Origin of the sequence: Actinomadura luteofluorescens, from assembly GCF_013409365.1 — a bacterium.
Classification (GTDB): domain Bacteria; phylum Actinomycetota; class Actinomycetes; order Streptosporangiales; family Streptosporangiaceae; genus Spirillospora; species Spirillospora luteofluorescens.
Genome location: NZ_JACCBA010000001.1, coordinates 6,410,836 through 6,437,139, shown reverse-complemented (window position 1 = coordinate 6,437,139; position 26,304 = coordinate 6,410,836). Strand labels below are relative to the sequence as shown.

At 72.1% G+C, this 26,304-nt stretch carries 19 protein-coding genes; 10 read left to right on the top strand and 9 right to left on the bottom strand.

Annotated features, from left to right (window positions below):
- Positions 1-51 precede the first annotated feature (51 nt).
- Positions 52-1,008, top strand: coding sequence for a DUF5954 family protein (locus BJY14_RS30020; protein WP_179846684.1), 957 nt, complete (start codon positions 52-54; stop codon positions 1,006-1,008).
- A gap of 18 nt (positions 1,009-1,026) precedes the next feature.
- On the opposite strand, the gene BJY14_RS30015 is transcribed toward BJY14_RS30020, so the two are convergent.
- On the bottom strand, positions 1,027-1,392 hold the full coding sequence (locus tag BJY14_RS30015) for a hypothetical protein (protein WP_179846683.1): 366 nt from the start codon (positions 1,390-1,392) through the stop codon (positions 1,027-1,029).
- 180 nt (positions 1,393-1,572) lie between these two features.
- Between BJY14_RS30015 and BJY14_RS30010 the strand changes: the two genes are divergently transcribed.
- Positions 1,573-3,729: an ATP-binding protein gene (locus tag BJY14_RS30010; protein WP_179846682.1), complete on the top strand. Its 2,157-nt coding sequence runs from the start codon at positions 1,573-1,575 to the stop codon at positions 3,727-3,729.
- A 453-nt stretch (positions 3,730-4,182) separates the two neighbouring features.
- Here BJY14_RS30010 and BJY14_RS30005 read toward each other — a convergent pair whose 3' ends face one another.
- Positions 4,183-5,424 carry a hypothetical protein gene (locus BJY14_RS30005; RefSeq protein ID WP_179846681.1) on the bottom strand — a complete coding sequence of 414 codons (1,242 nt, stop codon included), beginning with the start codon at positions 5,422-5,424 and terminating at the stop codon, positions 4,183-4,185.
- A gap of 13 nt (positions 5,425-5,437) precedes the next feature.
- Entirely contained in the window at positions 5,438-6,601 is a 1,164-nt protein-coding gene (locus tag BJY14_RS30000) for a hypothetical protein (protein ID WP_179846680.1), read from the bottom strand.
- Between the two features lie 245 nt (positions 6,602-6,846).
- Here BJY14_RS30000 and BJY14_RS29995 point away from each other — a divergent pair, with 245 nt between their 5' ends.
- Positions 6,847-10,008, top strand: a complete 3,162-nt coding sequence (locus BJY14_RS29995; RefSeq protein ID WP_179846679.1) for an AfsR/SARP family transcriptional regulator — start codon at positions 6,847-6,849, stop codon at positions 10,006-10,008.
- Between the two features lie 488 nt (positions 10,009-10,496).
- On the top strand, positions 10,497-11,789 hold the full coding sequence (locus BJY14_RS29990) for a phosphodiester glycosidase family protein (RefSeq protein ID WP_179846678.1): 1,293 nt from the start codon (positions 10,497-10,499) through the stop codon (positions 11,787-11,789).
- A 2-nt stretch (positions 11,790-11,791) separates the two neighbouring features.
- Here BJY14_RS29990 and BJY14_RS29985 read toward each other — a convergent pair whose 3' ends face one another.
- Positions 11,792-12,565 (bottom strand): NYN domain-containing protein, encoded by a 774-nt coding sequence (locus BJY14_RS29985; RefSeq protein ID WP_179846677.1) that lies wholly within the window; start codon positions 12,563-12,565, stop codon positions 11,792-11,794.
- Positions 12,566-12,647: 82 nt separating this feature from the next.
- Positions 12,648-13,094, bottom strand: a complete 447-nt coding sequence (locus BJY14_RS29980; protein WP_179846676.1) for a hypothetical protein — start codon at positions 13,092-13,094, stop codon at positions 12,648-12,650.
- A 40-nt stretch (positions 13,095-13,134) separates the two neighbouring features.
- Between BJY14_RS29980 and BJY14_RS29975 the strand changes: the two genes are divergently transcribed.
- Positions 13,135-13,956, top strand: a complete 822-nt coding sequence (locus BJY14_RS29975; RefSeq protein ID WP_179846675.1) for an SAM-dependent methyltransferase — start codon at positions 13,135-13,137, stop codon at positions 13,954-13,956.
- Here the strand turns inward: BJY14_RS29975 and BJY14_RS29970 are convergent.
- The 3 genes from BJY14_RS29970 to BJY14_RS29960 all read right to left on the bottom strand — a co-directional run bounded on the left by BJY14_RS29970 (position 13,946) and on the right by BJY14_RS29960 (position 17,677).
- A complete protein-coding gene (locus tag BJY14_RS29970; protein ID WP_179846674.1) occupies positions 13,946-15,529 on the bottom strand; it encodes an outer membrane protein assembly factor BamB family protein in 1,584 nt (527 codons plus the stop codon). The two genes, BJY14_RS29975 and BJY14_RS29970, sit on opposite strands and share 11 nt — an antisense overlap.
- A gap of 10 nt (positions 15,530-15,539) precedes the next feature.
- A complete protein-coding gene (locus BJY14_RS29965; RefSeq protein ID WP_179846673.1) occupies positions 15,540-15,944 on the bottom strand; it encodes a LytR/AlgR family response regulator transcription factor in 405 nt (134 codons plus the stop codon).
- A gap of 95 nt (positions 15,945-16,039) precedes the next feature.
- Positions 16,040-17,677, bottom strand: coding sequence for a carboxylesterase/lipase family protein (locus BJY14_RS29960; RefSeq protein WP_179846672.1), 1,638 nt, complete (start codon positions 17,675-17,677; stop codon positions 16,040-16,042).
- A gap of 253 nt (positions 17,678-17,930) precedes the next feature.
- Between BJY14_RS29960 and BJY14_RS29955 the strand changes: the two genes are divergently transcribed.
- Both BJY14_RS29955 and BJY14_RS29950 read left to right on the top strand, forming a co-directional pair.
- Positions 17,931-19,061 carry an acyl-CoA dehydrogenase family protein gene (locus BJY14_RS29955; protein ID WP_179846671.1) on the top strand — a complete coding sequence of 377 codons (1,131 nt, stop codon included), beginning with the start codon at positions 17,931-17,933 and terminating at the stop codon, positions 19,059-19,061.
- Positions 19,058-19,960 carry an acyl-CoA dehydrogenase family protein gene (locus tag BJY14_RS29950; RefSeq protein WP_179846670.1) on the top strand — a complete coding sequence of 301 codons (903 nt, stop codon included), beginning with the start codon at positions 19,058-19,060 and terminating at the stop codon, positions 19,958-19,960. Before BJY14_RS29955 ends, BJY14_RS29950 begins: the two co-directional genes overlap by 4 nt.
- On the opposite strand, the gene BJY14_RS29945 is transcribed toward BJY14_RS29950, so the two are convergent.
- Positions 19,957-21,516: a FadD3 family acyl-CoA ligase gene (locus BJY14_RS29945; protein WP_179846669.1), complete on the bottom strand. Its 1,560-nt coding sequence runs from the start codon at positions 21,514-21,516 to the stop codon at positions 19,957-19,959. The two genes, BJY14_RS29950 and BJY14_RS29945, sit on opposite strands and share 4 nt — an antisense overlap.
- A gap of 178 nt (positions 21,517-21,694) precedes the next feature.
- Here BJY14_RS29945 and BJY14_RS29940 point away from each other — a divergent pair, with 178 nt between their 5' ends.
- The 3 genes from BJY14_RS29940 to BJY14_RS29930 all read left to right on the top strand — a co-directional run bounded on the left by BJY14_RS29940 (position 21,695) and on the right by BJY14_RS29930 (position 26,255).
- Positions 21,695-23,488, top strand: a complete 1,794-nt coding sequence (locus BJY14_RS29940; RefSeq protein WP_179846668.1) for a serine/threonine-protein kinase — start codon at positions 21,695-21,697, stop codon at positions 23,486-23,488.
- A gap of 131 nt (positions 23,489-23,619) precedes the next feature.
- A complete protein-coding gene (locus BJY14_RS29935; RefSeq protein WP_179846667.1) occupies positions 23,620-25,212 on the top strand; it encodes an amidohydrolase family protein in 1,593 nt (530 codons plus the stop codon).
- 110 nt (positions 25,213-25,322) lie between these two features.
- The gene (locus BJY14_RS29930) at positions 25,323-26,255 is read left to right on the top strand and encodes an aminoglycoside phosphotransferase family protein (RefSeq protein ID WP_179846666.1); all 933 of its coding nucleotides are present in this window, start codon (positions 25,323-25,325) and stop codon (positions 26,253-26,255) included.
- The last annotated feature ends 49 nt before the right edge of the window (positions 26,256-26,304 follow it).

The following is a 26,304-nucleotide window of genomic DNA, read 5'->3' as shown; positions in this document are numbered from 1 at the left end:
GAATACGGGAAAAGCCGTGCGGGCGGTGCCTCATCCGGCCAAGATGCGGGCATGACCTTCCCGCTGATGCACGGGTACGATCACATCAACGTGGTGGCCCGGCTGGACCCGGTCGCGGACGTCCGAGATCGGGAACTCGGTGAGCGGATTCGGCAGTATCCGAAGCTCTTTCCCGCAGGATCCCCCGAATTCGGCCATGCGGTGCAATTCGGGAAAGAATGGCGGATCGGGTCGCTGGGCGCGGACGGCCCGGCCAGCGCCCGCTTCAACCTCGCGATCGACCTGCGCACCGCCGCCGCGCGGGAGACCGATCCCCCGACCGCCCGGGCGATGCTCGCGGCGGCCGCGCGGCTCGACCCGGAGGAGGGCGAGCAACTCGCCAAGGACGAGTGGGAGATCGGCGACCGCCGCTACCGCGTCGTCCGGGTGGAGAAGTTCATCCTGCTCGGCGACCGGGTGATGGAGCCGCCCCGGTCCACCGACGCCGACCTCACCGCCGACGCCCTGCTGCGCGACCACCTGCTCGACCCGCCGGCGCCGTGCGGCCAGTGGGAGGCGCAGCTCCGGCTGAACCTCGTCGGGCGGCTGCCGGTGGCCGGCACGGTGCCCGACATGATCCGCACGGAGGCGCGGCACGCCGTCCGCACGCACCCGGGGGTCGTGCTGCTCCCTCCCACCTTCATCGCGGTGGAGGTCGACGGCGAGGCCTGGGCCCCGCTCACCGGCGGCGACGACCCCGACGAGGCCCGCGACCGGCTGGCGCGCCACTTCACCGACCTGATGCCCCGGCTCCGCGAGTTCCAGGGCGACCCCCCGTCGGACGCCGAACTCGCCGAGTGGACCAGGATCGCCGACGGCATCCGGGCGACGCCGGGCCACGTGTTCCGCGTCCGGGGCCGCGAGTTCCGCACGGTGCGCGTCTGCCGCATGCTCCGCCTCGGCCGCGACGGCCCCGAGGCCCCGCGCCCCTCCGACCAGGACCGCTACGGCCTCCCCACCTTCGGCTAACCCCGCCGCGAGGAGAGATCAGCCGATGTTCAGGTCGCCGTGGACGTCCCTGAGCTGGATCACCCTTCCGGCCCGGCCGTTAAGGACGTTGACCACGCCGTCGTTCGTAGCGGCGGCGTTGGTCTGGGCCTGGTTCCAGAGATTCCGCAGCTCCACACCGAATCCGGGGTCCTCGGCCATGAGGCGCTCGACGGCGCCCGCGAGCCCTGCGATCTGGTCGGGAGCCGGATCGCCGACCGCTCTCGCCAGGGCCTCCTCGTCAGCCGGACGTCCCCGGAACCGTTCACGGACTCGCCGGGAGAGTTCGGCGACGGCGGCCCGGACCGGTTCTCCGGCGACCTCGACGGCCTTGCCCGCCATCGCGGTCGCGACTGCGACGGTCATCGGATCTGTCACCCTCACAGTTCATCACGAGGACTCCGGCAATCCAATAACCGAAACCAGCAGTTCTCGCCGAATTTTCGCCGACCGCAACGTCAATTGATGGCGCCCCATAAAGGCGAGGTAACTTAAAGAGTGGACCGGGCGCGAACCCTCTCGTCCGCCATGTCATGGGATGGATCGATGGTGCAGTCTCCCGACGAACGGGACCGGTGGGCCAACGAACTGACCGGAACGATAGCGGGTTCCAGCGTTCAGGCGGGTTCCATCGCCGGCGGTGTCCACATCACCATGCCGCCAAGCGCGTCTCTCCCCGCTCCGGCGCAACTTCCTGCGCCCGGGCTGTTCGCCGGCCGCCACGACGAAATGGCGGAGCTTCGTGCGCACACGGGCCGGCAGGGGCTCGTCGTGATCATCGGGGCAGGCGGTGTAGGGAAGACCACACTGGCCCTGCACTGGTTACATGAGGTGAAAGGCGAATACGAGGGTCAGTTATTCGTCGACCTGCGCGGATTCTCCGGAGCCGATCCGCTTCCCCCGGACGAGCCATTGGAACGCTTCCTGCGGGCGCTCGGTGCTCTGCCAGAGAGCATCCCGTCCAGCATCGACGAGCAGGCGGCCCTGTTCCGATCCATGACCACGGGACGCCGCCTCATCGTTCTTCTCGACAACGCGGTCTCGGCGGCCCAGGTCAGGCCGTTGCTGCCCGGCGCAGGCGGGTCACTGGTCGTGGTCACCTCCCGGCGTCGCCTATCGGGGCTCGTCGTCGACGGCGCACGCTTCGTGGACGTGGATCCGCTTGGTGTGACGGGTGCGCTGGAACTGCTGGAGCGTCTGATCGGCGCGGACCGGATAAGGGCGGAACGCGAGCACGCCCGATCGCTCGTGGCCCTCTGCGGGACGCTGCCGCTCGCGGTCTGCGCGTCGGGCGCCCGCCTCGCCGCTCGGCGGCGCTGGCCGATCGCACGCGCCGTCGCCGAGCTCGGCGACGAGGCGCGTCGGCTGTCGGCCTTGCGCACCGGAGAGGGAGATATCTCGGTGGACGCCGTGTTCAACACCTCATACCAGGCTCTCGACGACGCACACGCACGTGCCTACCGGCTGCTCGGCGTCCATCCCGGGGCCGACTTCGATGTGGCCGCGGCCGCGGCCCTGCTCGGAACGGACGAAGGCCACGCCGCAGACCTGCTGCACGATCTGGTGGACGCCAGCCTCCTGATCGAAGCCGGAGACGAGCGCTACTTCTTCCACGACCTGGTTCGGCTGCATGCCCGTGACAAGGCCCATGAACCGGCAGCGGCGCCCGACCGGGAAGAGGCGCTGGCCCGGTTGGCGGACTGGTACCTCACGTCCGCGGTCACCGCCGACCTCCTCCTGATGCCCGGACGGTGGCATCTGGGCGACCGCTACACCTCCGGACGGCGCAACGGCGCGCTCACGAACCGTCCCATGGCCCTGTCCTGGCTTGAGCAGGAGCGGCACAACCTCGCCGCTGTCGCCCGGGACGCGCATGAGGCCGGGCTGCACTCCGTCGCGTGGCAGCTATGCGAGGCGGAATGGCCGCTGTTCCTCCACCGCAAGCACTACCGAGCGTGGGTACGGATGTACGAGCTGGGGCTCGTCGCCGCCCGCAGCTGCGAAGACCCGCGCGCTCAGGCGCGGATGCTGGAGGGCCTCGGCGTGGCCCACCTCAACCTCCAGGAGATCGATGCCGCCCGCGACCGTTATGAGGCGGCGCTCGCGCTTGAGCGGCAGACCGGCCATCGACTCGGCGAGGCGGCGGCCCTGGAAGGGCTCGGCCTCGTCGCATTCGCCACCGGCGACCTGGCCCCCGCCGTGGGCCTGTTCAGGGAGGCGCGGGACGTGCACGCGGCACTCGACCGTCCGCGCGGCATAGCGCTCATGGAACGGCACATCGGCGAAGCGCTCAGCGCGTCAGGGCGGCACGATGAGGCCGAGGCCGTGCTGACCGGCGCGCTGGACACGTTCGTGCGGCTCGACGAGCCCTACCACCAGGCGCGGACCCTGACCTGTCTGGGCCAGGCCCGTCTGCTGGCGGGGCACCCGGACAAGGCAGCGGAGGCGCTCCACGCCTCCCACGGCGTCGCCCGGGAGGCGGGCGCGCGCCACGTGGAGGCCGGCGCCCTGTGGGAACTCGCCAGAGTGGCGGCGCACCAGGGCGCCGGGGCGGACGAGCGTCGCTTTCTGGAACAGGCGCTCGCCATCTACACCGAGCTCGGCGCCCCGCAGGCAACACCGGTCAGGGAACGGCTCGACGAAGCTCAGTCCGAACCGCCGGCGCCCCAGGAGCCGCCCGCACGGCCGGATCCCGGACCCTGACCTGGGCGACGGCGTTGCCCCGTACAGCTGTGAGGCGCGTGACCGCATCGAGTGGAAGGCCCGCCACCATCCAGGCATGGATGGCCGAGGCGAACGCCGACGCGTCCGCCTCCCCGCACCGTTCCCCGAGGACCGGGACGAGTCGTGCCGACCATCCGCCCGCGGCCAGAAGGCACCCGTCGCGCGTGTTCACCGCAACGACCAGGCATCCCGGGAACTCCGCCTGGTGCAGTGCCGGTTCACCGCCGTACCGCACGATCACGTCCGCACAGGAGAGCAAGTCCCGCGACGTCTCACCGGGCCCGGCCACCAAGTGCTCGTCGAGCGGCGGCTCGAAAGGGCCGCCGGTCGGCGAGCGCTCCAGCCGGAGCACCCGGCCTCCGACCAGGACCCGTTCCGTTCCCGTATCGCGGTACTCGGCCGGCTCCTTCCAGACCCGCACCAGCATGACCATCACGCCGCCTGCACGCCGGCGGCGGGTGGACACGGCGCCGGTACGGGTAGGACGTCCGGCGAGCGCGCCTGATCCTGCAGTCGCATCAACCGGTACATCTCGGCCCGGATCAGCCGGGCCGCCTCCCCTGGCCGGGAGCTCAGGCCATGGCGCAGCTCGTCGTGCACCCGCTTGGTGAACGCGTGGGCGGCCTCGGCGAGCTGGGGGACGAGCGGCCGGTCCCACTCGACCCGCGGAGCGACCGCCCCGAGCCCGGCGGTGTGCGTCCCAGGCGCCACGCTCTCCTCGGGGAACGCACCGAGCAGCACCGGCACGCCCAGCGCAGCGCCGTAGTACGTCACCGAGCCATGGTCCCCGACCACCCGGTCGGCGGCGACCAGCGCAGCGCGCCAGCCCTCCTCCGGTGGCAGTAGCCGGACGCCGAGCCGCAGGCAGTCCGCGTGCCATGAGAGCACCTGCCTTCTGCCGTACCACGACCAGATGTGCGGGTGCAGTGCCGCGACGATCTGGTACTGGTCGCGCGGCAACTCGGTCGCCACCCGCAAGAGCACGTCGGGGTGCGCCCCGAACAGCGAGTCCCGGCCCCAAGTGGAGCTGACGAGGACCAAGCGCCTGCCGCCGACGGCGCCCAGCGACCGCCGGTACGCCTCGCGGTAGGGCAGACTCGCCGTCAGCCTGTCCAGGCACGGGTCCCCGCAGACGAACGCAACCGGCCGCGCCTCCGGACACTCGCGGTCGAGCATGCTCAGGTGCCGCTCGTGCGCCAGGGCCATCGATGAGGGCACGACCCGTCCCGCGACGACGATCCGCTCCCTGATCAGTCCGGTGACCGGCCGCGCGGCCGGAGGTCCGGCGCCCCGCAGGCGGCCGAGCAGCTTGCCGGGGCCGGCCCCGTGCAGGACCGTCATGACGGGGCCGTGCAGGTTCTCCAGCATCCCGTGACTCGCCGCCACGACGAGGTCGAACCGGGTGGTGACCGCTTGGGCCCACGGCAGCACCAGCCCTCCGAGGTCCCGCAGATGCGCGTCCAGTCCGCCGGTGAAGACCGACGCCGGTGCGGCGGTGTAGGCGACGGCCACTCTCCGGTCGGTCTCCAGCAGCGGTATGACGTCCGCCAGCCGCGTCGCCGCCGTCAGATGGTGTGCCACCGCGAGGACGGTGCGCTGCCCGGGCATCGTCGAACCCCGCCGGGCGTCCAGTCCGAACGGGCCCGGCACCCAGGGGTGGATCGTGCACTCCATAACAACCTTCCTGTCACACGTCGATCGGACGATCGGCCGGGCACTCGATGCGGAACGGCGGCGAGACCGGTTCCGCGACGGGGATCGTGGCGGGCTGCGGTAGGCGCAGGAGCCTGTACATCGTGCGGCGGACGGCGCGGTCGAACCGCCCCGGCTCTGAGGTGATGCCCCTGACCACCGTCTGGGCGTGGTCCGGCCGCCATTGCGCCACCGCTTCGGTCAACTGCTCCAGGACCGGACGGTGCGCCACCAGCCGGACACCGTACGAGGCCGCGGCAGAGGAAATCCCCGTCGCGCGAGGCGGGGCGTCGGTGAGCATCACCGGGACGCCGGTGATCGTGCCGTACCGGGTCACCGCACCGGGCGCGCCGATGATCCAGTCGGCGGCGACGAGCGCCGCGCGCCAGTCCGCCTCTAGTGGCAGGAGCCCGAGACCGTTCCGCAGGTCGGCCGCGCTAGGGCTGCTGGGAGACGGGAGGGTTCCCGGCTCGTGGAGGCCGAGGACCTGGAAGCCCTCGGGGGGCAGCTCGGTGAGCAGGCGGTGCGCGAGAGTCCCCGAGCCACGGCGGAGGCCTCCGCAACGGTTCGCCGCGCCAGCGGCAGGGAGCGCCACCACGACAAGCCTGCGGTGCCGGCCCACCCCCAGAGCACGCCGATAGAAGTCGCGGAACGGGAGGCTCGCGACAATCCTGTCGTGGACGGAGTCTCCGACGACAACCGCCTCAGTGGTCGCCCCGGTCTCGTGCAGCAGGGGGCGGTCCACCTCGTGGGCACAGGCGAGGACCACCGGTCCCCCGTGGATCTTCCTGCCCGCCAGGTGCACTGCGCGTTCCATGCCCTTCCACGGAAACACGATTAGTGGCGCCGACGGCCAGCGCCCAGGCGCCAGACCGGCGGCGACGACCAGTGCGAAGTCGCCGGACCTCGCCTCGCGCCACGACAGCGGCACGGTGCCCGCGTCCCTGAGCAGCGCGTCGACCGCCGCATCGGACGGCCCGGGGAGCGTCGTGAGGAGCACCCGCAGCCGCGGATCGGTGCTCGCCAGCCGGGCCGTGTCCAGGACGGGCTGCCCCAGTTCGGGCGAGCCCACCACCACCAGCACCGTGCGCCGGTCCCCCAGTCCGCCCCACCAGCCAGGATCGAACCGGCTGAGCGGCCGACGCCATTCGAAACCCATTGGCCCCGTCAACGAACCCCCTTCGACCTCGGATGTTGTCATCCGTTCCTCCGTCGCGGATCGAAATGACCTGCTTCTGGAATCGAGTGTCGATCGGAAAACTTGACGAAAACTTGCAGTCGGCCTGACTTGGCAAGTAGGTGCGGCCCCTGGCGGCCATGTGAACTATGACCAGAACTCTGGTCATGCCGGGCCCTCGATGCCAAAATCGACTCAGGAGGATATTTTCCACAAAGGGGCGCCGGGTGGAGTTCCGTGTCTTAGGCCCCGTTGAGCTGTGGATCGACGGCCAGCGGCGCGACCTCGGAACGACCAAGGAGCGATGTGTGCTGGCCGCGCTCCTGCTGACTCCACGGCAACCTGTACCCGCTGAGATTCTCATATTTCGCGTATGGGGCGCCACCCCTCCCGCCAAAGCTCGCCAGGGACTCCACACCTATATGGCGCGTTTACGGAACCGGCTGGAAGGCGTGGAAGACATCGCCCTCGTGTCGCGACAGGGTTCCTACCAAATCGACATCGCCGACGAGGCGGTCGACCTGCATCTGTTCCGGCGGTTGCGCGGTCAGGCACGGGCGATAGCAGAGAGCGGCGACGACGAGTACGCCCTGGACCATCACCGACGGGCGGCCGCGCTCTGCCGCGCCGAGCCGCTCGCCGACCTCACCGGCGACTGGGCCGAGCGCACCCGCCGCAATCTTGAGGAGGAACTGCTCGCCGCCGCACTCGACCGCATCGATCTGGAGCTCCAGCGCGGCAACCACGCCGATGTCCTCCGAGAGCTGTCCGACCTCACCGAACGCCACCCTCAGGACCAGCGGCCGGTCGAGCGGCTCATGATGGCCCTCTACCGGTGCGGTCGGCAGACCGAGGCGCTGGAGATGTATCGGCGTACTCACGGCCTCCTCGTGGAGGAGACCGGCACGGAGCCGGGTCCAGGGCTGCGCCAGCTCCAACAGCAGATCCTGCGGTCCGACCCCGCGCTGCTGCGTGTTCCCGGCACCCAGCTGAGCGTCGACCGGTCTCCGCACACGCTGCCCCACGACCCGCGGGTGTTCGTCGGGCGCGACGAAGAACTCCAGCAGCTCATGGACATGGTGCCGACCATCCGGGAGCGCGGGCCCGCGGGCCCGCCGAGCACGTCCACGGTCACCGTCATCACCCTCGACGGAATGGCGGGCGTCGGCAAGACGGCGCTGGCCGTCCGCCTGGCACACCACCTGGCCGAGCACTTCCCCGACGGCCAGATGTTCCTCTCCCTACACGCGCACGACCCTCGGCAGCAGCCACTCGACCCCGCCGACGCGCTCGACACGCTGCTCCGCATGATCGGGCTTCCGGCAACCCGCGTGCCGCGGGCGCTGGACGAGCGCGCCGCGTTGTGGCGGTCCGAACTGGCGGCGAGCCGCGCGATCCTCGTACTGGACGATGCTGCAGGCCACGAGCAGGTGAGACCGCTGCTGCCGGCGTCCGCCGGATGCCTGGTGATCGTGACCAGCCGCCGGCGGCTGACCGGGTTGCACGACTCCTGGCCGCTCTCGCTGGACGTCCTGCCGGTGCAAGACGCGACGGCCCTGTTCACCGGCATCGCGGGGGCCGGGCGCGCCGAGGCAGGCGATGACGTCAGGGAGGTGGTCGAACGCTGCGGGCGACTGCCGCTGGCGGTGGGCATGGTTGCGAGCCGGCTGAGGCACCGCCGTGCCTGGACCACCCGCGACCTCCTCGTCCGGTTGTCCCCCGACGACCGGCGACTGGACGAGGTGCGGGACGAGGGGCGCGAGATCACCACCGTGTTCGAGATCTCCTATCGCGGGCTTCCCTCGTCGCTCGGCGACGCCTTCCGCGCGTTCGGGCAGCATCCCGGGCCCGACTTGACGGCACACGCGGCCGCGGCGGCGCTCGGGCGCCCGGTGCGAGAGGCCGAGCGGATCCTGGAGGAACTCTTCGACCGCCATCTGATCACCGAGCCGGTCAGCGGCCGATACCGCTTTCACGACCTCGTGCACGACTATGTCCGCCGCCTCACCCGCGAGACGGATCCGGAGGAGGAGCGCCGCCGGATCGTCCACCGGATCCTCGACTTCTACCTTGCCGCGGCCGAGCAGGCGGACCGGCTGATCTCCCCGCACCGGGCTGCGCACGACCTGCGGCTGGTCCACACGCCCCCGGAGCTCCCTTCACCGCGGGACGAGCCGGAGGCCACCGCGTGGTTCGCCACCGAGTACCACTGCCTGCTGAACGCGGCCGCCGAAGCCGAGCGTGCGGGGCTGCCCGGCCACGTCGCCGGGTTCGCGCGGGTGCTCGCGGGGTATCTGGAGTCGCAAGGCCACTGGGAGGTGGCGGAACGGCTCCACTCCCGGGCGATCACCGCCCTCCGCGACAGCGGCGACGGGCCAAGTCTCGCCCGTGCGCTGTCGGACCGCAGTCTCGTCCGGTTCCGCAGCGGCGAGTACGACAGCGCGCTGGAGGACGCCGAGCGAGCCTTAGCGGTCTTCCGGTCGGCAGGTGAGCGACACGGCGAGGCGGACATCCTCGATCACATGGGCCTCATCCACTGGCACCTCTCCCGTTTCCCCGAGGCACTCGCTCACGGCAGGGAAGCGCTCGCCATCCACCGATCATTAGGCGACCGGCGCGGCGAGGCCAAGAATCTCGACTACACGGCGATATTCCTTGAGTACAGGGGGCGATATCGGGAGGCTGAACAACTACGCCTCCGCGCCTTAGCCATCTTCACCGAGATCGAGGATCCGCGCCGCCGGACGATGGCGCTCAACAACATGGGCGATCTCATGCTTCGCATGGGCGCCGTCGACAAGGCTGTGGACTACTACGGGAGAACGGCCGCCGCGGCAGCGGAACTCGGGCGCCAGAACCAGGCCATCATGCTCATTAACCTGGGTAATGTCAGTAGGCATACCGGTGAACACGAGACCGCCCTGGAACACTATCGGAAGGCACTTGCCCTGGCGATGGAGCTGGGGGACCGCCGAACCCAAGTCGAGACTCTGATCGGTATCGGCGCCACATTTCAGGATACCGGCCGCTATGGCGAAGCACTCATACATCACGAGCGCGCACTGGCGATCTCTCAGAGCATAAGCGAGCGATACGAGGAAGCGGTCGCCCTCCGGCATCTGGGCGAGACGCTGACGGCGTCCGGCCGGTATCCGGCCGCCATCGAACACCTACAGCGCGCCAGCGACCTCGCCACCCGGATAGGTGTGCCGGACGAGATCGCCAAGACGCTGGCAAGCCTCGGCACCGCCTTCCTGCACGTTGAGGGCCGGGACAAGACCCGGGAGTACTGGCAGGAAGCCGCGCAGATATTCGAGTCCCTCGACCTCCGCGAGGCCGAAAGCCTCCGAACTCGCCTCAGCCACCTCGACGAGTTCACGGGTACATAAGACGCATTCCGCCCACTCATTCAGGGCATCACCGTCAGGCATACACAAAAGCGACACAACTCGCCGGGAAGCGGCCTCCACAAAACCTCCGGAATGCTCGCGAGCTACTCGGCACACCACATACAATGGCTCTACGACCCGGGATCTACCCGGGTTCAGCGTCTGAGACGAGGGCTAGCACGAATGAAGCGGCTGTTCACAAAGAAGCGGCTATTGACGGTGACCGCCACGGCCGCCGCTTTTTCGCTGATCATCGCGGGAGAGGCCAGCGCCGCAACGCTGGTCCACATGACCTGAGCTGATCACATTGCGCATCGGGTGGGGCCGCGAGAAGCGGAGCCCCGCCCGATTGCTACGTCGGAGGGTTCGCGGCCCCGACCATCGAACGCGTCGAACGAACCTGCATCGAATGTTAGCGCGCCGGCTGCCCGCCTTTCACCGTCCCTGCGTCATGATCAATGGACTGTGGTCGAAAGAAGGGCGGGCGGATGGTGCGCTGGTGGGTGGCCGTGGGGGCGGCGGCGATCGTGGCGGTGGGGGTCGGGTGGGTTCCGGCGCGGGCGGACGTGCCGCCGCCGGGGGGCGACGGGGCGGGGTCGGGTGAGCGGGCCGACGCGGCGGGGGCGCGGGCCCGGGTCTCGGCCGGGGTCGGGGACGTGCGGTACACCTCCTCGGAGACGCTCGCGTCCGGCGCGACCTTCCGGACCTTCGAGACGTCCGGGTCCGGCGGCCGGGTCGCCGGTGAGCTGGTGGACGTCGACCTGCGCCAGGCCGGGGTCGGGCTCCTGCGCCCGCCCGTGGTCGCCGCTCGCCGCACGGTGTCGGCGATGGCGGACGCGCAGCACGCCGTGGCCGGGGTCAACGGCGACTTCTTCAACATCAGCGAGACCCATGCCGGGGTCGTGCCCACGGGGTCCTCGTCCGGGCCGGAGGTGGACGGCGGCCGGCCGCTCAAGGGCGCCGTCCCGGACGGGCAGCGGTTCGGCCCCGCGCTGCCGCCCGGCACGTCCGCCGAGGACGTGATCGGCGTCGGCGCCGACCGGCGCGGGCACGTGGCACGCCTGCGCCTGACCGGCACCGTCCGCTCCGGGAAGACGACCATCGCCCTGCGCGGCCTCAACCAGTACGCGCTCCCGGTCGGCGGCGTCGGCGCGTTCGGTCCCGAATGGGGAGACGTGTCGCGGCAGCGCGCGGTGTGCGGGACGGACCAGAAGCGCAGCGACCCGTGCAGCACGGAGACCGCCGAGGTGACCGTGCGGCGCGGCGTGGTGACGGGGATCTCCGGCACGGTCGGCGGCGGCGCGATCCCGTCCGGCACGACCGTGCTGGTCGGGCGGGAGAAGGGCGCCGACGCGCTGCGCCGCCTCAAGCCCGGCGACCGGGTGCGGGTCTCCTACCGCTTCACCGGGCCGGTCCGCTTCCGGTTCGCCGTCGGCGGCTTCCCCGTCCTGCGGAACGGAGGCCCGCTGGACGGCCTGAGCGCCACCGGCCCGGCGCCGCGCACGGCCGCCGGGGTGAGCCGCGACGGCCGCCACTTCTACCTCGTGGTGGTGGACGGACGGTCCGAGCAGAGCGGCGGGGTGACCGTCGCCGAGCTGGCGTCCCTGCTGGACAAGGCCGGTGCCGACGACGCCGTGAACCTCGACGGCGGCGGCTCGTCCACCCTCGTCGCACGCTCCCCCGGCGAGCCCGCGGTGACCGTCCGCAACACCCCTTCGGACGGCTCGGAACGCGCGGTGGCCAACGGCATCGGCGTCTTCACGACGAGCGCCCGCCGCTGAGGCTAGGAGGGCTTCTTGTCCTGGGGGCGTTTGTCGCGGACGTAGATGATGTGCGCCTTGCCGTCACCGGAGCCCTGGCGGTCCAGGTCGAACAGCGTCGTCGCGGCGATCAGCGCGTTGAGCTTCGCGTAGCCGTAATTGCGGGAGTCGAACTCGGGGCGCTGCTTGGTGATGATCTGGCCGACGGACCCCAGGGCGGCCCACCCGTCCTCGTCGGACGCGGCCTCCACGGCGTTGCGGAGAAGGTTGACGAGCGCGGTGTCCTGCTTCAGCTTGGCCGCCGGGGTGGGGGGCGCCGGCTTGAGCGTCTCGGCGGCCGGGGTGGTCGGGCTCTCGTACAGCAGGTTCTCGATGTAGATGAACTTGTCGCACGCCGCCACGAAGGGCTTGGGCGTCTTGCGCTCGCCGAAGCCGTACACGGTGAGGCCGGACTCGCGGATGCGGGCGGCCAGGCGGGTGAAGTCGCTGTCGCTGGAGACGAGGCAGAACCCGTCGAAGCGGTCGGAGTACAGCAGGTCCATCGCGTCGATGACCATCGCCGCGTCGGTCGCGTTCTTGCCCTTGGTGTAGGCGAACTGCTGGATCGGCTGGATCGACTGGTCGAGCAGCTGCTCCTTCCAGCCCCGCAGGCTGGTGCCCGTCCAGTCGCCGTAGGCCCGCTTGACGTGCGCGGTGCCGTACTTCGCGACCTCGGCCAGCAGAGCCTCGACGATCGCGGGCTGCGCGTTGTCGGCATCGATCAGTACCGCCAGCCTGGCCGTGTTCTCGCTGACCATCCGCACCCCCTGAAGCCGCCGGTCCTCTCTCTATTATCCGGCTCCGGTGCCCTGCCCCGGGCCTGCCGCGCGGTGTCCGCCGTCAGGAGCCGAAGATCAGGTCGGTGCCGGTGCCGTCGAGCCACTCCCAGTACTGTTTGTGATCACCGATCTGCCGTTCCTTGAAGGCCCAGTGGGCGACGGTGGGGTTGCCCGCGCCGTCGAGCATGTCCAGGTCGAGCACATAGGTGTCGTAGTTTGCGTTGCCGACGGCGTGGACGAACCGGTCCGGCGGGCATCCGTCGAGGCGTTCGGCCACCACGCTCCAACTGTCGTCGGCGAAGAACTCCAGGGTGTTGCAGGCGAGGTCACCGCCGACGCAGTCGAAGCCGGTGTCCAGCCCGTGGTGGACCGCCCAGAAGTCGCGGATCGGAGTAACGGCCGATGTTGTATCACCGGACGGGGACAGCCTCCGGCGTCGCCGGCGGGCCGTCCTGAGGCGGGGACCGCGCGACGACCGGCGGCCCGGGCACGGGCGCCATAGGATCATGTCCGGCCGCGACGATCTCCCCGCCCTCTGGAGGGTTTCGATGACCGAGCATCCGCGGATCGACTCGTCTGTTCCGCATTCGGCGCGGATCTGGAACCACTGGTTGGGCGGGAAGGACAACTACCCCATCGACCAGGAGGTGGGGGACGAGTTTCTTGCGATCTTTCCCGGTCAGGTCGACATCGCCCGGCATTCGCGGGCCTTTCTCGGGCGCGCCGTCCGGTATCTGGCGGGCGAGGCCGGGATGCGGCAGTTCCTCGACATCGGCACCGGGCTGCCCACCGTCGACAACACGCACGAGGTCGCGCAGCGGATCGCGCCCGACGCGCGCGTGGTGTACGTGGACAATGATCCGCTCGTGCTCACGCATGCGCGGGCGCTGCTGACCTCGGCGCCCGAGGGCGTCACGTCCTACATCGACGCCGACATCCGCGAGCCGGACGCGATCCTGGGCAAGGCCGCCGAGACGCTCGACTTCGACCGGCCGGTGGTGCTGCTGCTTCTCGGGATCCTCGGTCACCTGACCGACGAGGAGGACCCGGAGGGCGTTCTCGCCCGGCTGGTGGCGTCCCTCGCGCCGGGCAGTCATGTGGTCGTCAACGACGGCAGCGACGTCTTCGGGACGCCGGGGGCGGACGGTGCCGACGACACCGCCCGCGCCCGCGCGATCGCCCGCTATGTCGAGGCGGGCGGCGTCGCCTACAACCTGCGCTCCCCCGAGCGCATCGCCGGGTTCTTCGACGGCCTGGAGCTGCTGGAGCCGGGGGTCGTGCCGGTGTCGCGGTGGCGTCCCGAGCCGTCCCCGTTCGACGAGCCGCCCGAGGTGGACGCCTTCTGCGGCGTCGCCCGCGTCAGCGGCTGAACGCCAGGAGGGCGTAGCCCTTGTCGTTCGGGTAGGGCGTGAACATGTCGCCGGTCAGGACGTAGACCATGCCGTGCGAGACGACGGCGCCGCCTCCGCCGGACAGGGAGCCGCCGCGGGCGGTGCCGCCGTCGACGGTCGGGAGGTCGGCGATGGTGTCGAAGCTCCACAGGACCTCGCCGGTGCGGGACGAGTAGGCGCGCATCTTGCCGTCCATGCTGCCTTCCCAGACGAGGCCGGGAGTGGTGGTCACGGCGGGCGGGTGGCCGAGGCGGCAGACCTTCGGGTACTGGGCGGCGCCGCCCGTGGTGCAGCCGTCCGCGGGATTCGGCGTCTTCCAGATGACGTGGCCGTTGGACGGGTCGAGCGCGAACAGCGTGCCCGGATTCGCCATGTAGGTCGCGACGTAGAGGCGCTGCCCGTCGTAGCTGGCGCCCCACTGGATGCCGCTCAGACCGCCGCCCGGCATCGGCGTGGACAGCTGGCGCTGCCAGACGATCTCACCGGTGCGGGCGTCCAGGACGTGGTAGACGCCGAGCTTCTGGCCGATGCCGATGAGGCGGCGGCCGTGCACGGTGAACAGGCTGGGCGCGGCGCCGAGGTCGAAGTCCAGGGCGGTGCCGTCGGGGAGGTTGGGGCAGTACTGCTGGTCTTCGGGGGACGGGCTGTTGCACTCGCGGCGCCAGGTGTCGACGTCGGTCATCTTGCGGGTCCAGCGCGGTTTCCCGGTCCTGGCGTCCAGGGCGAGGACGGAGTCGAAGTGCCCTCCGCTGCCGCTGTAGTTCTGTCCTGTGCCGACGTAGAGGGTGCCGGTCGCGGGGTCGATGGACGGGGTGCTCCACACGCCCGCGCCAGACGGTGTGTAGCGCGGTACCCCGTTCGGCCAGGTTCCGTCCTGGCGCGGCTCCGGGACGGTGTAGAAGCGCCAGTCGAGCTCTCCCGTGTCGGTGTCCAAAGCGTCGACGTGGCCGCGGAAGGTGCAGCAGGGGTGTTCCTTGCCCATGAGGTTCTCGCCGCTGGAAACCCCGACGTAGACACGGCCCTGGTAGACGATGGGGGAACTGGTGACGGTGGCGCTGACATGGTCGTCGATCCGTTTCGCCCAGAGGAGCTTGCCGGTTTCCTGTTCCAGCGCGTACATGTAGCCGCGCGTGTCACCGAAGAACACCTGGCCGTGGGAGACGGCGGCGCCGTCGCGCACCTGGGCGAAACCCGTCCCGACGGTGCTGAGGTCGAACTCCCATCTGGCCGCGCCCGTGCGGGCGTCGCGGGCGCGGAAGCGGCCGTCCGGGCCGCCGAAGTAGACGGTGCGCCCGACCACGGCGGGCTGGCTGTGCGGGGCGCCGGTCTGCCTGGGGAAGCCGAAGGCCCACTTCAGCTTGAGCCCGCCGACGTTCGCGGGCGTGATCTCGCGTTCCGCCGGGTTGTACCGGGTGCCGTTCAGGTTCTGCTGCCAGGTCGGCCAGTCGCCGCGCACGGGCCGTCCGGACGCGGCCGGGCCGGGGGCGACGGTCGCGCCGGCGACCAGGCATGCGGCGGCGGTGAGGGCCGCCGCCCGTCTTCTGTGACGCATCGGTTCTCCTTCACGGAATTCTGGTTCCGGGGAGGGCGCCCCGGACGAGCCGGTCGCGGAGGGCGCCGGCGTTGCGGCGGCTGACGGTCAGCCGCGCGTCGCCGAGCCGGAGCGTGCACCGCCCCGACTCGACGACCATCTCCTCGACGTGGGCGAGGGCGACCAGATGCGACCGGTGGATGCGGACGAATCCGGCGTCCCGCCACGCCTCCTCCAGCGCGGCGAGCGAGACCCGGACGAGGTGGCTGCCCGCGCCCGTGTAGAGGCGGGCGTAGTCGCCGTGGGCCTCCGCGTACCGGACGTCCGACCGCCGGACGAACCGGACCGCGCGCCCCACCCCGACCGGGATCACCTCGTCGGCGGCCTCCCGCCGCCCGCCGGCGTCGACCACCAGGACGACCACTGTGGCGTGCATGCGCACATGGAAACCGCGGGGCCGATCGATGATCAAGGGCGGGGCGGGACATCTGGCACGTCGGGCACAGGTCGTGGCATCGGGCGTCAAGGCGGTCAGCCGGCGGCGCCGATCTCCCGGAAGGGGGCGTGCCGGTTCCAGAAGCCGCAGTGGTGCTGCTCCGCGATCTCGTGGGTGACCTGGCTGTCCCCGGCCGGGACGAGCGACAGGACGGCCGGGTCGTGCCGGGTGAAGCGCGGCCAGTACGGCGTGCCGTCCACGGTGGGGTTCCCGGTGCGGGCGAATCCCGTCCACTGGGCGGTGAGCTGCGCGCCGAACGCCTTCTGGTTCGCGGTGAGCTCGGCGCCGCCGGGGAACGGCGACAGGAACGGGCTCTCGCTGACGTGGTAGGAGCCGTTCGGTTTCGTCGGGTCCAGGAAGAACATGGGCGGGGCGTCGGCGTTGTCGGTCTGGTAGGCGAACACCGGGATGTGCTCGGCCAGCCGCTGGTCGTTGAGGAGCGCCGGGCACACGGAGTTGGAGTCGGCGACGATCGTCCGGTACGCGATGAACGCCGACGGCGCCGGGAAGCGCTCCAGCGGGTACAGCTCCATGACGCGGCTCGCTAGCGGACCGTACTGCAGCCGGACGTTCTCCCGGTACTTCTCCGGGGTGTCGGCGGACGGGAGCTGGACCTCGTCCCGGTCGACGCCGTGCATCAGCGCGACCTTGTTGACCTTCCCCTCGGCGAACGCCCGGCCGGGGGACATCGGGAGGATCTCGCCGTCCACGACCGGGCCCTGCGTCCCGGCGTCCGGTCCGATGCCGTTGCCGGCCTGCTTGAGCAGCGCGTCGACGGGCAGCGCGCGCAGGCAGGCGGCGTCCTTGCAGCCGAGCGCGGCGGCGAACCGCTCACCGGCCTTCTGGGCTTCCTCCTCGCCGGGCAGCTCGGCCTTGCAGTCCTGCGCCTGCCATTGGACGTCCACGCCGAGCAGCGAGTTGTACTCGCCGCTCTGCGCGATGCCCTTCTGGAACAGGCCCTTCGCGGCCGGGGACGCGGTGTTGGCACAGACGCTCGATCCTCCGGCGGACGCGCCGTAGATCGTCACGTTGCGGGGGTCGCCGCCGAAGCGCGCGATGTTGCGCTGGACCCACCGCAGTGCGGCCTGCTGGTCCCGCAGCGCGTAGTTGCCCGCGTGCCTCCCGAACCCCTCGTGCGCCATGAACCCGAAGATGCCGAGCCGGTACTGCACGCCGACGTTGATGACGCCGCCCTCCTTGACGAGGTGCGTCCCGTCGGACGGAGACCCGAGCCGGAACCCGCCGCCGTGCAGCTCCACCATCACCGGCAGGGGCTTCCCGTCGGTCTTCTCTGGGGCGGTGATGTCGAGCTTGAGGCAGTCCTCGCTGGTCGAGCCGGGTCCGAGGCCGGGCGGCTGCGGGCAGGCACTGCCGCGCCGCGTCGCCTCAAGGGTGGACGTCCACCCCGCGGGAGGCGCCGTCGGTGCCCACCTCAGGTCTCCCACGGGCGGCGCCGCGTAGGGGACACCGAGCCAGGATCTGACGCCGCTCCCCGCCGTCCCGCACACCGGGCCCTTGTCGGTCCGCACCGTGGTCCCGTCCGCGCAGGCCGGGGCCTCTCCGGCGCGTGGCCCGTCCTGCGCCTGGGCGGGCGCCGAGGCCGCGAACGCCACGGCCGCCGCTCCCGCCGACGCCGCCGAGGCGACCGCGAAAAGCCATCTTCTGGGCTGCATGTCTGACCGTCCTCACCGCGTGGGTCTCCTGCCGGACGGCCCGAAGGTAAGGCGGCTCGCGAGCCCCACGACAGAACATTCCCGGCAGATGCGGAGAGCGGCGCCGGGGACGCGCCGAACGGCCGGCGCCCGCCGCCCAGCGGCGGCCTCTCGGGGGGTTCTCCGGCCGCGGGGGATCTCACTGGGCGGGAGGGGGAGGCGGGGGTGCCGGGGGGCGGATACTCTACCAAACAGTTGTTAGAAAGAGGGTCGCATGGATCTTGAGTTCGGGGCGGCGGACGAGGAGTTCCGCGGCGAGGTGCGGGCGTGGCTGCGCGAGCACGTCCCGGCGCGGCCCCTCCCGTCGCTGGAGACCGGGGAGGGCTTCGCCCGGCACCGGGAGTGGGAGCGGACGCTCGGAGCGGCGCGGCTGGGCGTGGTGTCGTGGCCGGAGGAGTACGGCGGGCGCGGCGCGTCGGTGCTGCGGTGGCTCGTCTTCGAGGAGGAGTACTACGCGGCGGGCGCGCCGGGACGGGTGAGCCAGAACGGCATCAACCTGCTGGCGCCGACGCTGCTCAAGCACGGGACGCCCGAGCAGCTCGCGCGGATCCTGCCGCCGATGGCGGCGGGCGAGGTGATCTGGGCGCAGGCGTGGTCGGAGCCGGGCGCGGGCAGCGACCTGGCGGCCCTGCGGGCGACGGCGACCCGCACCGACGGCGGCTGGCTGCTGGACGGGCAGAAGACGTGGAGCTCGCGCGCCGCGTTCGCCGACCGGGGGTTCGGGCTGTTCCGGTCGGACCCCGAGTCGTCCCGCCACAAGGGCCTCACCTATCTGATGTTCCCGCTGGACGCCGAGGGCGTGACGGTCCGCCCGATCGGGCGGCTGGACGGCAAGCCCGCGTTCGCCGAGCTGTTCCTCGACAGGGTCTTCGTGCCCGACGAGGACGTCATCGGCGCGCCCGGGGACGGCTGGCGGGTCGCGATGGCCACCGCCGGGAACGAGCGCGGCCTCACGCTGCGCAGCCCCGGGCGCTTCACCGCGGCGGCCGAGCGGCTCGTCGAGCTGTGGAAGGAGCGCGCGGACGCCTCCGGCGACGCGCTGCGGGACCGCGTCGCGGACGCCTGGATCAGGGCGCGGGCCTACCGGCTCAAGGGGTTCGAGACGGTCTCGCGGGACGACGACATCGGCGCGGAGTCGAGCCTGAACAAGGTGTTCTGGTCGGAGCTGGACGTGGCGCTGCACGAGACCGCGCTCGACCTGCTCGGCCCGGACGGCGAGCTGGAGTCGGAGTGGCTGGAGAACTACGTGTTCTCGCTGGCCGGGCCGATCTACGCGGGCACCAACGAGATCCAGCGCAACGTGATCGCCGAGCGGCTGCTCGGCCTGCCGAGGGGGTCCCGGTGAAGTTCGTTCTCTCCGCCGAGCAGCGGATGTTCGGCGAGACGCTGCGCAAGCTGCTGGGCGGCCCCGGCACCGCCGAGGCGGCCCGCGCCTGGGCGGCCGGGGACGCCGGGCCGGGCCGCGCGCTGTGGTCGGCGGTCGCCGAGGCCGGGGCGTTCGCGGTGGCCGTCCCGGAGGAGGCGGGCGGCGCCGGGCTGCTGCCGGTGGAGCTGGCCGTCGCCGCCGAGGAGCTGGGGCGGGCCGCCGCGCCGGGCCCCTACGTGGAGACGCTCGCCGCCGCGGTGCTGCTGGGCGAGTCGCCGTGGCTGCCGCGCATCGCCGAGGGCGAGGCGGTCGTGACGCTCGCCGTCCCGCACGCGCTGGACGCCGACGTCGCCGACCTGGTGCTCACCGCCGACGGCGTCGAGCGCGAGGCGACCGGGGAGCCCGTGACGTCGCTCGACCCGGCGCGGCGGCTGTTCCGCGTCCCGGAGGGGGCGGGGTTCACCGACTTCGGCGTGCTGCTGTGCGCGGCGCAGCAGGTGGGGCTCGGGCAGGCGCTGCTGGAGGTGTCGGTCGAGTACGCCAGGACGCGGCAGCAGTTCGGCCGCCCGATCGGCGAGTACCAGGCGATCAAGCACCATCTGGCGAGCGCGCTGGTCGAGCTGGAGTTCGCCCGGCCGCTGGTGTACGGGGCGGCGCTGGCGTACGGGACGCCCGACTTCGCGCGGGACGTGTCCGCCGCGAAGGTCGCCGCGTCCGAGGCGGCCTACGGGATGGCCAAGACCGCGCTCCAGGTGCACGGCGCGATCGGCTACACCGACGAGTACGACCCGTCGCTGTGGATCCGCAAGGCGCGGGCCCTGTACTCGGCGTGGGGCACCGTGTCCGAGCACAGGGCCCGGGTCGTCGCCGCCCTCTAGAGGCGCTCCTTGAGCTTCACGCGCCAGATCTTGCCGGACGCGGTCTTCGGGAGGTCGTCCACGAAGACGACCTCCCGGGGGACCTTGAAGTTCGCGAGCCGCTCCCGGCAGTGCGCGACCAGCTCCTCCTGCGTGGCCGTCCTGCCGGGGCGGAGCCGGACGTAGGCGCGCCCCACCTCGCCCATCCGCGCGTCCGGGACGCCGACGACGCCCGACTCGGCGACGGCGTCGTGGCGGGCGAGGGCGTTCTCGACCTCGGCCGGGTAGACGTTGAAACCGCCGACGACGAACATCTCCTTGGTGCGCCCGGTGATGGTGAGGTTGCCGCGCTCGTCGAGGCGCCCGCGGTCGCCGGTGTCGAGCCAGCCGTCGCGGACCGCCTCGGCGGTCGCCTCCGGGTCGTCCAGGTAGCCCTTCATGACGTTGTAGCCGCGGACGAGGATCCTGCCGTCGGTCCCGGCCGGGACGGGCCCGCCCTCGCCGTCGACGATCGCGACCTCGACGTCCGGGATGGGCCGGCCGGACGTGGTGGCGATGGTCTCGTCGTCGTCGTCCACCGAGCAGGCCGTGACCGTCCCGGACGATTCGGTCAGCCCGTACGCGGTCACCACCTGCGGGAACAGCTCGTCCTTGATGCGCCGCACCAGCGCGACGGGCACGTCCCCCGCGCCCGTCACGGCGAGCCGGAGGCTCGACAGGTCGTGCTCGTCCCGGCCGGGGGCGTGCAGCAGCGCGGTGTAGACGGTCGGCGGCCCCGGCAGGACGGTGATCTTCTCCTGCTCGATCAGCCGCAGCGTCTCCGGGACGTCGAACGTGCGTTGCAGCACCATCGTGGCGCCCCGCATCACGCACGCCAGCACGCCCGCCTTGTAGCCGAACGTGTGGAACATCGGGTTGACGATGAGGTAGCGGTCGCCGGCCCGCACGCCGGTGCGGCCCGTCCACGCCCGGTAGGTGAGGACGTTCTGCTCGTGGGTGACGACGGCGCCCTTGGGCCTGCCGGTCGTCCCGGACGTGAACAGGATGTCGGCGACGGTCTCGGGACGGACGGCCGCCGCGCGCGCGTCGGCCTCGTCCGGGGAGACGGCCGCGGCGGTGAAGTCGTCCCAGGAGATCACCCCCGGGCGCGCGGGGCCGTTGAACGTGACGACCGTCCGCAGCGCGGGCAGCCCGGGGACGCCGGATCCGTCCACGCCGAGCATGGCGGGGTAGTCGATGCCGAGGAACCCGTCCTCCACGAAGAGGATCTTCGCCCCGGACCTGGAGAGCGGCCACCGCGCCTCGTCGCCCTTGTAGCGGGTGTTGAGCGGGACGAGCGTCGCGCCCGCGCCGAGCGCGCCGAGCACGGTGACGATCCAGCGCAGGCCGTTCGGCGCCCAGATGGCGATGCGGTCCCCCGGCTCGACGCCGGCCCCCGCGAACGCGCCCGTCGCCTCACGGACCTGCTCCCGCAGCTCGGCGTAGGTGATCCGGACGTCGCCGTCCACGACCGCCTCCGCGTCCGGAAACTCGTTCGCCGCCCGCGCCACCAGTTCCGGGATCGTCAGCTCGTTCATGAACCCTCATCATCCCGGCCCCGCCCCTGCCCGGCCCCCGGCGTCCCGGTGACCGGTACATCCGTCTCGTCCCAACAAACGAGGGTGTAGGCGCGTCTAGATCAACCGGGTGTGTCCACTACCTTTCCGTGAACTGCGTATCCGGTCGCGAAGTGCGGCGCGGGGGCCGGAGGCTTCGATGAACGAGTGGCGGGTCGACGGGTTCGACGAGATCAGGGAGCTGGGGTCGGGGGCCCAGGGGCGGGTCGTGCTGGCCGAGCCGAGGGGCGGGAACGGCGCACTGGTGGCGATCAAGTACCTGGCGCCCGCGCCGCAGGCCGACGAGGCGAGCCTGGCGGTCTTCCGGCGGGAGGCGGAGACGCTCGCCAGGGTCGCGAACCCGCACGTCGCGCGCCTGTACCGGTACGTGGAGGGGCCGGGCGGCGCCGCCATCGTGATGGAGGCCGTCACCGGCACGTCGCTCCGTGCGGTACTGGACCGACACGGAGACGGGGGGCTCGCGCCGGAGGCCGCGCTCACCGTGCTCAAGGGTTCGCTGCTCGGGCTCGCGGCGGCCCACGCGGTCGGGGTGGTGCACCGGGACTACAAGCCGGCGAACGTGGTCGTCCAGCCGGAGGGCGCCAGCAAGCTCATCGACTTCGGGATCGCCGTCCTGACGGGCCAGAGCTCCCGCGCGGGCACGCCCGCCTACATGGCGCCGGAGCAGTGGCAGGGCGAGCCCGCCTCCCCCGCGACCGACATCTACGCGGCGAGCTGCGTCTTCTTCGAATGCCTCACCGGCGCCAGGCCCTACAGGGGCGGCAGCACGGCGCAGCTCATGGCGCAGCACCTCAACACGCCGGTCCCGCTGGAGAGCGTGCCGGAGCCGGTGCGTCCCATGCTGGCGCGCGGGCTGGCCAAGAACCCGGGGCAGCGCCTGTGGAACGCCGGCGAGTTCGTCGCCGAACTGGAGCGCACCGCCGTGGCGGCCTACGGGCCGGACTGGGAGCAGCGCGGCGTCCGCGCGCTGGCCGTGGCGGTCGCGGCGCTCGCGTCCGCCGCACCTCTGGCGATGCTGGGCTCCTTCGCCGGCCCGGACGCGGCGCCCGGGACGACGTCCGTGCAGCAGACCGTGGCCACTCAGGGGGCGGACGCGGCGCGGCACAGCAAGGGCCTCCTCCGCCAGGTGAGCAGCAGCAAGATCGCTGTCGTCGGAGCGGCGCTCGCCACCGGGGCCGTGCTCACCGCCGGAGGGCTCGTCCTGCGCGAGCACAAGGCGGGCGGCACGACGCACACCGGCGCGAGCCCCCGCTCGGGCGGCGCGACCCCGGCACCGGCCCCGACGACCGTCGGCGGCAAGGCGACGGGACAGCTCCGGCTCGGGATCCGCAACGGCCGGCCTTACGGGACCTCACAGGGGCCGAGCTTCGCCTACGACTTCTCGGTCACGCCCGCCAGGGCGACCCCTGGGACGCGGGTCTCCCTCGTGGCGACGGCCAAGTCCCGCAACCCTCCCGGCGAGCATTCCGGCCGGTTCGGCGCCACCCCGGTGGACGGGCGCCTCTCGTTCTACCCCGTGGCGGCGGGCGCCGAGGGGACGCTGCCCACCGGCCCCGCGCCGCTGTGGGTCCCCGGCCGGTCGACCCCGGGCCCGCAGCGGGACGGGGCGGCGCCCGGCGGCTGGCGGGTCGGCGAGTTCACCACCACCTACACCGTCACCGTGCCCTCGAACGGCAGGCTGCGGCCGGGGCGCTACCTGGTGATCCCGTTCTCGCCACCGGCGATCACCAGCCTGGAGGTCAGGGGCCGCCGGTACTCCCCGCAGGCCCTGGGCGCCTACGCGCAGGGCACCCTGCCGGTGATCACCGTCCTGCCCGCCACGGCGCCGTCGCCTACCGGTACCGGGCCCGCGACCGCGAGGCCGGGCGGCGGCGGGCGCACGTGCAAGACCTACGAGAGGGACGGCAAGGTCGTGAAGAGGGTGTGCCGCTAGCCGTCGCGCAGCTCGCCGGCCCGGGGCACCCGGGCTGACCGGCGATGATGTGAGGACTATTCACATTTACTCGGATCGGTGTTTCACTCGGCTGAGAGCCACTGGACGTCTCCCCCCGGCCGAGGTGCCCCATGCCCGTCCGCCGTGCCGCCTGCGTTCCGATCCTTCTCGTTCTCCTGCTCGCCCTCCTGTCCGTCCCCCGCGCGCAAGCGGAGGGCGAGCCGCCCGAGGTGCGCGGCTACATCGACGCCCACAGCCACCTGATGGCGTACGAGGCGTTCGGCGGCGCGCTCATGTGCGGCAAGCCGTTCGACCCGGACGGCATCGAGGAGGCGCTCCGCGACTGCCCCGACCACGCCGGCAACGGCGTGCTCGCCTGGTGGGAGAACTTCCTCAGGTACGGCACCCCGTTCGGGACCCACGACCCGACGGGCTGGCCGACGTTCAAGGACTGGCCCGCCTACGACTCCCGCACCCACCAGCAGGTCTACTACGAGTGGCTGGAGCGGTCCTGGCGGGCCGGGCAGCGCGTCCTCGTCAACCATCTGGTGGACAACCGGCAGCTCTGCGAGATCTATCCGCTCAAGCGCACGGCCTGCGACGAGATGGCCTCGATCCGCGTCCAGGCGCAGCGGATGCGGGAGATGCAGAGCTTCATCGACGAGCGCAGCGGCGGCTCCGGCAAGGGCTGGTTCCGGATCGTGCGCGACTCGGCGCAGGCCCGGCAGGTCATCGAGGACGGCAAGCTCGCCGTCGTCCTCGGCATCGAGACCTCCGAGCCGTTCGGCTGCCGGCTGGTGGGCGGCGCCCCGGCCTGCACCCGCGCCGACATCGACCGGGGGCTGGACGAGGCGCGGAGCCTCGGCGTGGCCTCGATGTTCGTGTGCCACAAGTACGACAACGCGCTGTGCGGCGTGCGGTACGACGGCGGCGTGGCGGGCGCGTTCGTGAACCTCGCCAACTTCCTCGGCACCGGGCGGTTCTGGCAGGCCGAGACGTGCACCGGACCCGCCCACGACAACACGATCGCCCCGGCGGGCGAGGTCGGCGACGCCCTGCAACCGATCCTGAAGCTGCTCGGGCTGGCGGGGATCACGCTGCCGATCTATCCGAGCGCCCCGCACTGCAACGTCCGGGGGCTCAGCGACCTCGGCGCCTACATGATCCAGGGGATGATGAAGCGGCACATGATCGTCGAGGTCGACCACATGAGCGCCAAGGCCGCCGGGCAGGCCCTCGGCCTCCTGGAGGCCGCGCGGTACCCCGGCGTCATCTCGTCCCACAGCTGGATGGACGCGACCTACCTGCCCCGCGTCTACCGGCTCGGCGGCATGGTGGCCGGGTACGGCAGCGCGGCCGACCGCTTCACCGCCGAGTGGCGGCGCAACAAGGCCCAGCGCGACCCCGCCCGCCCGTTCGGCTACGGGTACGGGCTCGACGCCAACGGCATGGGCGCGCTTCCGGAGCCCCGCACGGGCGGGGCCGCGGGCCCGCTGCGGTACCCCTTCACCTCGCCGATCGACCCCGCGGTGAAGCTCGACCGGCTCCGCACCGGGCAGCGCACCTGGGACCTGGGCACCGAGGGCGTCGCGAACTACGGCCTCGTCCCTGACTGGCTCGCCGACCTCCGCGCGGTCGGCGGACCGGAGATCACCGAGGACATGGCGCGCGGCGCGGAGACCTACCTGCGGATGTGGCGTGCCGCCGAGACCGCGCCGTCGTAAAGATCGGTAGACTTCGGGGCATGCGTTGACCCCTGCCCGCGAGCCGGGCACCGCCGACGTCTCCTTCGTGACACGCGACCGAAACCGGAGCCAACGAAGGAGACGTCACCATGTCCACGTCGATCCGCATCGACGTTCCCGAGGCGCTCGCCGCCTCCCACAGCAAGCACTTCGGCGCGTCCGGCCGCGCCTGGATCGCCGCGCTGCCCGACCTCGCCGCCGCCTTCCTGGACCGCTGGGCGCTGCGCCCGGACGGTCCGGGACGGCACGGCATGGCCTCGCTCGTGCTGCCGGTGACCCGCGCGGACGGCACGCCGGCCGCGCTCAAGCTCCAGCCGGTCACCGACGAGCACGCCACCGAACCGGTCGGCCTGCGCGTGTGGGACGGCGACGGGTCGGTGCGCCTGCTCGACCACGACCCTGACACCGGAACGATGCTGCTCGAACGCCTGGACGCGGCCCGGCCGCTGTCGTCCGTGGCCGACGACGACACCGCGATGGGCGTCCTGGCCGGGCTGCTGGAGCGCCTGGTCGCGGTGCGAGCGCCCGAGGGGCTGCGCCGTCTGGCCGACATCGCCGCCGACATGCTCGACCAGGTTCCCGGGGCCGTGCCCGCGCTGGCCGACCCGGCCGACCGGCGGCTGGTGCGGACGTGCGCGTCCGCCGTCGCCGAACTCGTCGGCGAACCCGGCGACCGGCTGCTGCACTGGGACCTGCACTACGACAACGTCCTCGCCGCGGAGCGGGAGCCGTGGCTGGCCATCGACCCCAAGCCCCTCGCCGGCGACCCCGGCTTCGACCTGCTGCCGGCGCTGGACAACCGGTGGGACGAGGTCGTCGCGAGCGGCGACGTGACCCGGGCGGTCCTGCGCCGTTTCGATCTCCTGACCGATGCGCTCCGCCTGGACCGGCAGCGGGCGACCGGCTGGACGCTCGGCCGCGTCCTGCAGAACGCGCTGTGGGACGTCGAGGACGGCGAGACGGCGCTGCACCCCGCCCAGGTCGCCATCGCCACCGCCCTCCTGCGCCACCGGGCGGGCTGAGGGCCCTGGCCGCACCGGCGCCCGCGAGGAGGTCCTCGCGGGCGCCGGC